Here is a 9,296-nt window from a genome sequence, read left to right on the forward strand (position 1 = left end):
GACGCCACCCCCGCCGCCGCTCGGGTCACTCCACCCCGAACGCCGCCCTGTGGTCCTGGGCCCACTCCCGGTAGGTGCGCGGCGGGCGGCCCAGGACCTCACGCACGTCCTCGGTGACGACCTCATTGCCGCCGGCACGGACGAACGCCACGCCGGTCACCACACCGTCCGCCTGGATCTCGTCCATGCCCCAGGCCGTGCGGAGGAATTCGCGGGTCCCGTCCGGGGACAGGTTCCGGACCGGGACCGGGCGGCCGAGGACCTCGGCGAGCACGGCGGCCTGGTCGGGGACGGTGATCGCCTCGGGACCGGTGAGGGTGTATGTCCGCCCCTCGTGCCCTGCGTCGAGCAGTGCCCGCACCGCGACCTCGGCGATGTCCCGCGGGTCGATCACGCCCGACGCGCCGTCCCCGGTCATGTTGGGCACCGGTTCGCCCGCCCGGAGCGCCGGGAGCCAGGTCAGTGTGTTGGAGGCGAACGACGACGGCCGCAGCACCGTCCAGTCCAGCCCGCTGTCCCGCACGGCCCGTTCACCGGCCACGTGCCACTGCCCGGAGGGCCCGGAGGCGGGATCGCCGGTGGCGATGGCGGAGAGCTTCACCAGCCGGTCCACACCCGCGGCCCGCGCCGCGGCAACCAGCGCCGCCTCCTGTCCCCCGTCCGGGCCGGGCGGACGGAGCAGGAACACGGCCGTCGCACCAGCCAACGCGGCGTCCAGGGACGCCGGTTCGCCGTAGTCCCCGCGCACCACTTCCACCCCGGCAGGCAGCCGCGCCCTCGCCGGGTCACGGGTCAGCGCGCGCACCTTCGCGCCACGCTCGGCCAGTTGTCGTACGACATCACTTCCAATGGTGCCCGTGGCACCCGTCACCAGAATCATGTGGACCACGGTGGGCCCGCCGGGGCGCTCGGCTCTTGGAAATTCCGGCACGGCCGGTCCGCTCGGACGGCGGCCCCGGTCGCTTACGGTGGAAAGGTGCCGATGACCATCGCCGAGCCACTCCCGACCACGCCCGAGACGCTGCGCCCGTGGATCGCCGAGGTGCGGACCATGTCCTTCAGCGAGCCGCCAGAGGGGACGTTCGTCCAACTGCCGGACGCGGTGACCAAGGTGGTCCTGCGGGTGACGGGGGACGGACGGCGTGACGTCCTTGCCGTCGGACCACGGGTGCGGGCGGCCTACCACGAGGGGAAGGCCCATATCGAGTGTGTGGAGTTGCGCCTCGCACCGGGTACGGCCCGGCCCCTGCTGGGTGTCCCGGCCGCCGGACTGGTCGGCCGGGTGGTGCCGCTGGACGACCTGCCGGGCGGCGCGGCCCGTCGGTTCGCACGTGAACTGCGGTGGCTGGACCCGCAGGAGGCTCTGCCACGCGTCGCCGAGGTACTGCCGGGACTGCTGGCGAAGTCGGCGGATCCGGCGGATCCGGCCCGGACAGCGCTGCTGCGGGCGGCCGTCGAGGCATTGTCCGTGCGGATGGACCGGGCACCCGCACAGGTACGGGACGTGGCCCGGGAACTGTCCGTCAGCGAACGCCAGTTGCGGAACCTGTTCACCGACGGTGTCGGTGTCTCCCCCAAGCACTACGCCCGTATCGACCGGATCCGCGCCCTCGCCGCCCGGGCGGGCAGCGTCGGCTGGTCCGAACTGGCCGCCGCTGTCGGCTACTTCGACCAGTCGCACATGACGACCGACTTCCGGGCCCTGATGGGTGTCCCGCCCCGCTCGTTCCTGACCGGCCGGCTTCCCGCGGTCAGCCCCTGCCAGGCAGTCCGGGGCCGCTGAACCCGGATGCACGGCAGCGGCCGTGGCTGTCGCGCTGCGGGCCATGTCCGCCCCACGCGTCAAGCAGAGTCTGTACATCTCCGTCGACATCGAAGCCGACGGTCCGATCCCGGGCACGTACTCCATGCTGAGCTTCGGCGCGGCCGTCGCCGGGACGCAGGACGTCGACGGGTACACCGCGGCGGACCCGGAGAAGCTGACCTTCTACCGTGAACTGCGGCCGATCGGTGAGCGCCAAGGGCGCCATGCCCTCGACGACGCGATCGAGCAGGCCGAGCTGTTCGCCAACCTCATGGCGTGGCCGGGGAGTTCACAGTGACTTCCTAACGCCGTCCCATGGCTTTCCCAAGGTGACGCGCGAGTCTCAGCTGCCTTTCACAGTTGCTGTGCGACCGCGCCCGCCTTGGAGTCGACTTGCCGTTCTTCCGAAGAAAAGCCACCCGCCGCACCCTGCTCGCCGCCCTCGGTACCGCGGCGGTCGCGAGCCAGTGGCCGTCCGCCGACGCCTCGACGGCGGGTGCGGCGGGGCTCGACGCCCCGGCGAAGAAGGACCTCGCGATGCGGCTGGTGTCGAGCGCGGAGAACTCCTCCCTGGACTGGAAGGCGCAGTACCAGTACATCGAGGACATCGGTGACGGCCGCGGCTACACCGGCGGCATCATCGGTTTCTGCTCCGGTACGAGCGACATGCTGGCGCTCGTCGAGCTGTACACGAAGCGGGTCCCGCACAACGTCCTCGCCGGCTATCTGTCCGCGCTGCGCGCCGTGAACGGCACGGACTCGCACAAGGGGCTGGCCCCGGGCTTCCCGGCCGCCTGGCGCAAGGCGGCGAGGACGTCCGCCGCGTTCCGCGAGGCGCAGCGCGACGAGCGGGACCGCGGCTACTTCGATCCGGCCGTGGCGCGCGCCAAGAAGGACGGGGTGCGCACGCTCGGGCAGTTCGTCTACTACGACGCGATGGTCATGCACGGCCCCGGCACCGACGCCCTCTGCTTCGGCGGCATCCGCGCCCGGGCCCGCAGGCACGCGGCCACTCCCGCCGACGGCGGCAACGAGACGACGTACCTCAACGCCTTCCTCGACGCCCGGGTCTGGGCGATGAAGCAGGAGGAGGCGCACAGCGACGTGACCCGGGTCGAGACCGCCCAGCGGGTGTTCCTGCGGAAGGGCAATCTCGACCTGGACACACCGCTCAAGTGGAAGGTGTACGGGGACAGTTACGCGATCGGCTGACCGGTGCGGGGGACGGTCCCGGTCGTGCCCCCGACCTGTTCGCGGACCCGGCCGAGGTGGTTGAAGACCAGGTTCAGCGCCACCGCCGCCACGCATCCCGTGGAGATGCCCGAGTCGAGGACGATCCTGACGGTCTGCGGGAACGCGTGGTAGAAGTCCGGTGCCGTGATCGGGATGATGCCGACGGCCAGCGAGACCGCCACGATCAGGACGTTGTCGCCCGTATCCAGGCCCGCCTTGACCAGGGTCTGGATCCCGCTCGCGGCGACCGAACCGAACAGGACGACGCCCGCGCCGCCCAGCACCGGGCGCGGTACGACGGCGATGAGCGACGCGGCCATCGGGCACAGCCCCATCAGCACCAGGAAGCCGCCGCCGGTGGCGACGACGTACCGGCTGCGGATGCGGGTCATGGCGACCAGGCCGATGTTCTGGGCGAAGGCGCTGCACATGAAGCCGTTGAAGAGGGGGCTGATCGCCGAGCCGAGGGTGTCGGCGCGCAGGCCGGCGGCGATGGTCGCCTCGTCCGCGGGGCGTTCGACGATCTCGCCCAACGCCAGCATGTCCGCGGTGGATTCGGTCATCGAGACCACCATCACGACGCACATCGAGACGATCGCGGCGAGCTGGAACTGCGGTGCGCCGAAGTGGAACGGGCTCGGGAAGCCGATCACGTCGGCGTCCGTGACCGGGCCGAAGTCCGTTGCGCCGAAGGGGATCGCGAGGAGCGTGCCGATCAACAGGCCGAGCAGCACGGCTATTTGCTTGACGAAGCCCCGGGTGAAGCGGCGGAGGACCAGCACTATGACGAGGGTCGCCGCCGCGAGTCCCAGGTTGGTCGTCGAACCGTAGTCGCGCGCCGACGGGTCGGGTCCCTGCGCCCAGCCGAAGGCGACCGGCAGCAGGGACACACCTATGAGGGTGATCACGGTGCCGGTGACGACCGGCGGGAAGAAGCGGACCGCCCTGCTGAAGAAGGGGGCGGCGAGGAAGCCGAGGAGCCCCGCGACGATCACCGCGCCGAAGATGACGGGCAGCGCGTCGGACTTGTCCCTGGTGGAGGCCGCGATCGCGGTCATCGGGGCGACGCCGGCGAAGGTGACGCCGTTGACGAAGGGCAGCCGGGCGCCGATCCTCCAGATTCCGAGGGTCTGCAGGAAGGTCGCGAGGCCCGCGGTGAAGAGGCAGGCGCCGGTGAGGAAGGTGAGTTCGGTGCCGGAGAGGCCGACGGCCGCCCCGACGATCAGCGGCGGGGCGACGACGCCCGCGTACATGGCGGCCACGTGTTGCAGTCCCGTGGTGGCCATTTTGAGTGCGGGGAGTTTTTCGTCGACGGGGTGGGCGGTCACGGCGGTTCCTCCGGGTCAGCTAACACGTCGGCTCTGACGTGGGTTTCATGGAGGTGGTGCGCGGTCGTGCGGGACCGAGGGACGGAACCCAACAAAGGGGGCACATAAGGCCGTTCCGGGGCGCACACATCCATGCACGCCCCGGCCACGGCCACCGGATGAGGGCCGTCCCCCTCAACCGGAGATCTTGAACGATCGGCCGGCCGACTGGCCGACCGGCCAACTCGTCAGCCCTGCGCGGCGATACGCGCCAGCCGCCGGGCCTCCTCCCGCGTGGAGCGGGCGATCGTGTCCTCGTCGACGTGCAACAGGCGGTTGTTCTCGACGATCTGACGGCCGTTCACGAAGGACGCGGTGACCGGGGCCGCCGCGCCGAAGACCAGCGCGGTCACCGGGTCGGCGATCGAGGCGTGGGCCAGGGTGTCCAGATTCCACAGCACCAGGTCGGCCAGCTTCCCTGCCTCCAGGGAGCCGATCTCGCTTGCGCGGCCCAGGACTTGGGCGCCGCCGTAGGTTCCGAGGCGCAGCGCCTGGCGGGCGTTCAGCGCGGCTTCGCGGTGGGCGCCGAGGCGGTTGATGAGGAGGGCGTTGCGCAGTTCGGTGTGGAGTTCGCCGGACTCGTTCGAGGCGGTGCCGTCGACGCCGAGGCCGACCGGGACGCCGGCGGCGAGCATGTCCGGGACGCGGGCGATACCGGCCGCGAGGCGGGCGTTGGACGAGGGGCAGTGGGCGACGCCGGTCTTCGTGCGGGCGAAGGCGGCGATGTCGGAGTCGTTCATGTGGACGCAGTGCGCCATCCACACGTCTTCGCCGAGCCAGCCGGTGGACTCGAAGTAGTCGGTCGGTCCCATGCCGAACAGTTCCTTGCAGAACTGCTCCTCCTCGACCGTCTCGGAGCCGTGCGTGTGCAGCCGGACGCCGAGTCGGCGGCCCAACTCGGCGCCCTCACGCATGAGTTCGGTGGAGACGGAGAACGGTGAGCAGGGTGCCACGGCCACCTGGGTCATCGCGTCGAAGGAGGCGTCGTGGTGCTCCCGTACCGTCGCCTCGGTCGCGGCGAGGGCACCCTCCAGGGTCTCGACGGCGAAGTCCGGGGGCAGCCCGCCGTCCTTCTCGCTGCGGTCCATGGAGCCGCGGGCCAGTGTGAAGCGGACGCCCATCTCGCGGGCGGCGCCGATGATGGCGCCGGAGAGGTCGCCGGAGCCCTGCGGGAAGACGTAGTGGTGGTCCAGCGCGGTGGTCACACCGCCGCGCGCCAGCATCGCGAGGGAGCCCTGCGCGGCGGCGCGGACCATCGGCTCGTCGATGCGCGCCCAGGTCGGGTACAGCGCGACGAGCCAGTTGAAGAGGTTGTGGTCGGTGGCCAGGCCCCGGGTGATCCACTGGTAGAAGTGGTGGTGGGTGTTGACCAGACCGGGGGTCACCAGGTGGCCCGAGGCATCGACACGGCGTACGACGTTCTCCAGTCCCTCCGGCGCGCTGCCCGCGCCGAGCGACTCGATGCGGTTGCCGGCGACGACGAGGTGACCGGTGGCGTACTCCGTGTCGTGGGCGTCGACGGTCGCGATCGAACAGTTCTCGATGACGATGCGCTGAACTGCTGCCATGGTTCGTCCTATTCGCTTTCGCTGTGTGGAATGGGCACGGCAGGACCCCTGGATTTGAGTACCGCGGCCCGCACGGGAGGGCGGGCCACGGGTGCCGCAAAGAGAGCCGGTCGAAAGGGAGTTGCCCAGACGTTGGCTCAGAGGTTGGCTCAGAGATTGGTGAGATCCACCGGGATCTTCGGCTCGCAGCCGTCCCGCAGGACGGTCGCCTCGATCAGGCCGTAGGGCCGGTCCGCGGCGAAGTACACCTCGTTCTCGTTCTTCAGCCCGAACGGCTCCAAGTCCACAAGGAAATGGTGCTTGTTGGGGAGCGAGAAGCGCACCTCGTCCATCTCGTCGCGGTTCGCGATTATCCGCGAACCCATCTGGTACAGGGTCTGCTGGAGCGACAGCGAGTACGTCTCGGCGAAGGCCTGGAGCATGTGCTGCCTCGTCTGCTCGTAGGACGTCTCCCAGTCCGGCATCTGCTGTGCGTCGTCGGACCAGTTGAAGCGCCACCGCGCGGACACCTCGGTCGCCAGGATGCGGTCGTACGCCTCGGGCAGCGTCGTGTACTTGTCCTTGACGTAGCCCCAGAACTCGGAGTCCGTCGAGTTGAGTACCGTCAAGTCCTTGAGCCCGGAGACGACTTCCCAGCTCTGGCCGTCGTACGTGATCTGGGTGAGCCGGGTCTCCTGGCCCTTGCGGACGAAGGAGTGACCTCCCGTCGTGCGCTCCCAGGCGTACTCCTCGATGCGGATGCGCGCCCTCTTGATCGGTTCCTGCGAGGTCACGAAGTGCCGGGCGAGGTGGATGCCGAACTGCTCGGCGGACTCGATGCCGTGCTCCTTGGCGAACGCGTACACCGTGTTCTTGGTGGTGTCGGTCGGCAGCACACTGGCGTTCGAGCCGGAGTAGTGGACCTCGTCCATGTCGCCGCTCAGCGACACGGACACGTTGAGGTCCTTGATGTGATGGGTGGCGCCGTCCCGCGTGATCTTGACGACTCGGTTCTCGGCCTTGCCGTACTGGTTCTGTCCCAGGATGGGCATGTAGCTAGCTCCCTCGGTAAACGGAGTAGCCGAACGGGTTGAGCAGCAGCGGTACGTGGTAGTGCTCGCCGGGGTTCACGGCGAAGGTGATCGCCACTTCCGGGAAGAACACTCCGGTCGTACCGCTGTCCCGATTCGCGGGGGCGTCCTGCTGCGCATCGGCTTGCTTGTTCTCTGAACGTTCGAAATAGGGCTCCACCGCGAAGTCGAGCCGCACGTGTGTGGTGCCCGCCGGCAGCGCCGGGAGGTCCTTGCACCGCCCGTCCGCGTCGGTCGCGGACCCGCCGAGAGGCTTCCAGTCGCCCAACGCGCCACCGCGGGCGGCGAGTTGGACGGCGACGCCCTCGGCCGGGCGGCCGACGGAGGTGTCCAGGATGTGCGTGGACACCGAGGCGGTGGTGCTGGTGCTCATGCCGCTTCTTCCTCTACGAGCTTGGCCAACCGGATGCGGTTGATCTTCCCCAACTCGACGCGGACGATCTCGCGTTCCTGCTCCGGCGAGTTGCCGATCCGTTCCTTGACCGCGTCGCGCATCTGCTCGCCGGTGCGGCCGGTGGCGCAGATCAGGAAGACATGGCCGAACCTCTCCTGGTACGCCAGGTTGAGGTCGAGCATCTCCGCCCTGAGCTCCTCGGAGGCTCCCGCCATGCCGCGCTGTTCGCGGGCGGAGGTGGGGTCGCCGGGCTTGGGGCGGCCGATCGGCGGGTGGCCGGCCATCGCCTCGCCGAGGTCCTCGGCGGTCAGGTCCGCCATCGCCGCGTCACTCTCGGCGTAGAGGTCCTCGGGTCCGGCGTACGGGCGGGCGGCGAGCAGCCGCCGCGCCCACGCCGTGGAGGCACACGCCTCAAGGAGAACGGCGAACGCCGCGTGCTCCTCCAGGACGTTGAACCGGGCAAGGCCCGGCGGCGTGGAAGTCGAAGTCACCGGAGCCTCCGTGGCCTGGTACTGAACTGGCCCTAGTACTGAACGGGCCCTGGTGCTGAACGGGCTGGCAGTAGCTAACGCCCTCGACAACACCACGTCAACACTTTGTTGAAAATTCCGGGTAACAACCGGAGAGCGGCTCAGCTCTCCTTCTCACGGTTCAGGTAGTTGTACACGGTGAACCGGCTGACCCCGAGGGCGCTAGCCACGGTCTCCACGCCGTGCCGTACCGAGAAGGCGCCGCGCGCCTCCAGTATCCGTACGACCTCCTGCTTGGCCTTGCGGTCCAGGTCCGCGAGGGGCTTGCCCTTCTTGCGTTCCATGGCGGCCAGGATGTGGTCCAGCGAGTCCGCGAGCTGCGGCAGACGTACGGCGACCACGTCGGCGCCCTCCCAGGCGAGCACGACGTCGTCGGGGCCGGCCTCGTCGGGCGGGAGCAGCTCGCCGCCCATGGCGTCGACCAGCGGCTTCACGGCCGTGATGAAGGGCTCGTCGCCGATGCCGGTCACGCGTCACCCTCCCCGATCACGTTGACCTGCAGCGAGATCCGGGTGGCGCCGGCTTCCAGGGTCCTGCGCAGCAGCGCGTCGACGGCGCCGAGCACCGCGTCGGCACCCCCCTCGGCCGTGTTGCCGAACGGCCCGACGTCCACGGCGTCCAGCTCAGCCGCCCCGATGACCTCCCTGGCGACCAGCGCGTGCGCGGGGGCCTCGTCGAGGTCGAAGGGTTCGGTGGTGAACTCGACTCTCAGTCGCATCGCGTCCCATATCTCTCTGCCATCGTGCCGACGTGGACAGGACCACCGGCGCCCGGATCCGACCCTAACGGACCGGGACGTCGGCCAGCAGGGCCTCTCGCGAGCGGGGAGGCGTTCCTGTCAGTCGCGTGGAAGCAGCACGTCCGGCGGTGGGTCCTCGCCGGTCGCGAAGTACGCGTCGAGCGCGGCACCGTGCGCGGCGGTGAGCGGGCCCCGGCCGCCGATGCCGAGTGCGCGGGCGAGTTCGTGGAGATGGAGACGTACGGCGGACTCGACCAGGGTGGCGTAGGCGTCGGTGGCTGCTCGGAAGCGGTGCCACGCTGTGAGGACGACGGCGCCGCCGATCACCGCCCCCGGCCACCAGACGGCGCCGACGGTGACGTAGAGCAGGCCCCATCCGGCGAGGGTGGCGGCCCGGCGCAGTTCCTCCCGCGCCGTGCCGATCTCCGTCCGCGTCGAGTCGGGGGCGTGCAGCCACAACTGTGGCCAGATCACGGCCACCCGGATGCCGAGGCTGGTCAGCAACCGCGTCTCCACGGCCCGTAGGCGGTCTCCCGCCCAGGTGGGCATGACGGGCCGGGCGTCGGCGACCCGGCGCATCCCGCTGACGGC

Annotated in this window: 11 protein-coding genes and 1 pseudogene; 3 read left to right on the forward strand and 9 right to left on the reverse strand. The window is 70.2% G+C overall.

The window, feature by feature from the left end; all coding sequences use genetic code 11:
* Window positions 1-25: 25 nt before the first annotated feature.
* The gene (locus tag R6V09_RS37480) at window positions 26-880 is read right to left on the reverse strand and encodes an SDR family oxidoreductase (protein WP_442810217.1); all 855 of its coding nucleotides are present in this window, start codon (window positions 878-880) and stop codon (window positions 26-28) included.
* Window positions 881-982: 102 nt separating this feature from the next.
* Here R6V09_RS37480 and R6V09_RS37485 point away from each other — a divergent pair, with 102 nt between their 5' ends.
* The 3 genes from R6V09_RS37485 (at window position 983) to R6V09_RS37495 (ending at window position 3,016) form a co-directional block, all read left to right on the forward strand.
* On the forward strand, window positions 983-1,783 hold the full coding sequence (locus tag R6V09_RS37485; RefSeq protein WP_317885949.1) for a helix-turn-helix transcriptional regulator: 801 nt from the start codon (window positions 983-985) through the stop codon (window positions 1,781-1,783).
* A 43-nt stretch (window positions 1,784-1,826) separates the two neighbouring features.
* Window positions 1,827-2,102, forward strand: coding sequence for a hypothetical protein (locus R6V09_RS37490; protein WP_317885940.1), 276 nt, complete (start codon window positions 1,827-1,829; stop codon window positions 2,100-2,102).
* Between the two features lie 95 nt (window positions 2,103-2,197).
* Window positions 2,198-3,016 (forward strand): chitosanase, encoded by an 819-nt coding sequence (locus R6V09_RS37495; RefSeq protein WP_317885941.1) that lies wholly within the window; start codon window positions 2,198-2,200, stop codon window positions 3,014-3,016.
* Here the strand turns inward: R6V09_RS37495 and R6V09_RS37500 are convergent.
* From R6V09_RS37500 to R6V09_RS37535, 8 genes and pseudogenes are all read right to left on the reverse strand, one after another.
* Window positions 3,001-4,365 carry a nucleobase:cation symporter-2 family protein gene (locus R6V09_RS37500; RefSeq protein WP_317885942.1) on the reverse strand — a complete coding sequence of 455 codons (1,365 nt, stop codon included), beginning with the start codon at window positions 4,363-4,365 and terminating at the stop codon, window positions 3,001-3,003. The two genes, R6V09_RS37495 and R6V09_RS37500, sit on opposite strands and share 16 nt — an antisense overlap.
* Before the next feature lie 227 nt (window positions 4,366-4,592).
* Window positions 4,593-5,972, reverse strand: coding sequence for an 8-oxoguanine deaminase (locus tag R6V09_RS37505; RefSeq protein ID WP_317885943.1), 1,380 nt, complete (start codon window positions 5,970-5,972; stop codon window positions 4,593-4,595).
* Window positions 5,973-6,121: 149 nt separating this feature from the next.
* The gene (gene pucL / locus R6V09_RS37510; RefSeq protein ID WP_317885944.1) at window positions 6,122-7,003 is read right to left on the reverse strand and encodes a factor-independent urate hydroxylase; all 882 of its coding nucleotides are present in this window, start codon (window positions 7,001-7,003) and stop codon (window positions 6,122-6,124) included.
* Window positions 7,004-7,007: 4 nt separating this feature from the next.
* On the reverse strand, window positions 7,008-7,415 hold the full coding sequence (gene uraH / locus R6V09_RS37515; RefSeq protein WP_317885945.1) for a hydroxyisourate hydrolase: 408 nt from the start codon (window positions 7,413-7,415) through the stop codon (window positions 7,008-7,010).
* Window positions 7,412-7,927: a 2-oxo-4-hydroxy-4-carboxy-5-ureidoimidazoline decarboxylase gene (uraD, locus tag R6V09_RS37520; RefSeq protein ID WP_317885946.1), complete on the reverse strand. Its 516-nt coding sequence runs from the start codon at window positions 7,925-7,927 to the stop codon at window positions 7,412-7,414. The genes uraH and uraD overlap by 4 nt, the downstream gene beginning before the upstream one ends.
* A 140-nt stretch (window positions 7,928-8,067) precedes the next feature.
* Window positions 8,068-8,436 (reverse strand): helix-turn-helix domain-containing protein, encoded by a 369-nt coding sequence (locus R6V09_RS37525; RefSeq protein ID WP_317885947.1) that lies wholly within the window; start codon window positions 8,434-8,436, stop codon window positions 8,068-8,070.
* Window positions 8,433-8,684, reverse strand: a complete 252-nt coding sequence (locus R6V09_RS37530; RefSeq protein ID WP_317885948.1) for a hypothetical protein — start codon at window positions 8,682-8,684, stop codon at window positions 8,433-8,435. Before R6V09_RS37530 ends, R6V09_RS37525 begins: the two co-directional genes overlap by 4 nt.
* Before the next feature lie 120 nt (window positions 8,685-8,804).
* A pseudogene (locus tag R6V09_RS37535) lies at window positions 8,805-9,296 on the reverse strand (hypothetical protein); the annotation flags it as partial.

The sequence above is a fragment of the Streptomyces sp. W16 genome (assembly GCF_033194735.1).
Taxonomy (GTDB): domain Bacteria; phylum Actinomycetota; class Actinomycetes; order Streptomycetales; family Streptomycetaceae; genus Streptomyces.

Coding starts and splice junctions, on each gene's coding strand:
- R6V09_RS37505 (WP_317885943.1), bottom strand. CDS start 5,972: ATGGCAGCAGTTCAGCGCATCGTCATCGAGAACTGTTCGATCGCGACC.
- uraH (WP_317885945.1), bottom strand. CDS start 7,415: ATGAGCACCAGCACCACCGCCTCGGTGTCCACGCACATCCTGGACACC.
- R6V09_RS37530 (WP_317885948.1), bottom strand. CDS start 8,684: ATGCGACTGAGAGTCGAGTTCACCACCGAACCCTTCGACCTCGACGAG.
- R6V09_RS37490 (WP_317885940.1), top strand. CDS start 1,827: ATGTCCGCCCCACGCGTCAAGCAGAGTCTGTACATCTCCGTCGACATC.
- R6V09_RS37480 (WP_442810217.1), bottom strand. CDS start 880: ATGATTCTGGTGACGGGTGCCACGGGCACCATTGGAAGTGATGTCGTA.
- pucL (WP_317885944.1), bottom strand. CDS start 7,003: ATGCCCATCCTGGGACAGAACCAGTACGGCAAGGCCGAGAACCGAGTC.
- R6V09_RS37485 (WP_317885949.1), top strand. CDS start 983: ATGACCATCGCCGAGCCACTCCCGACCACGCCCGAGACGCTGCGCCCG.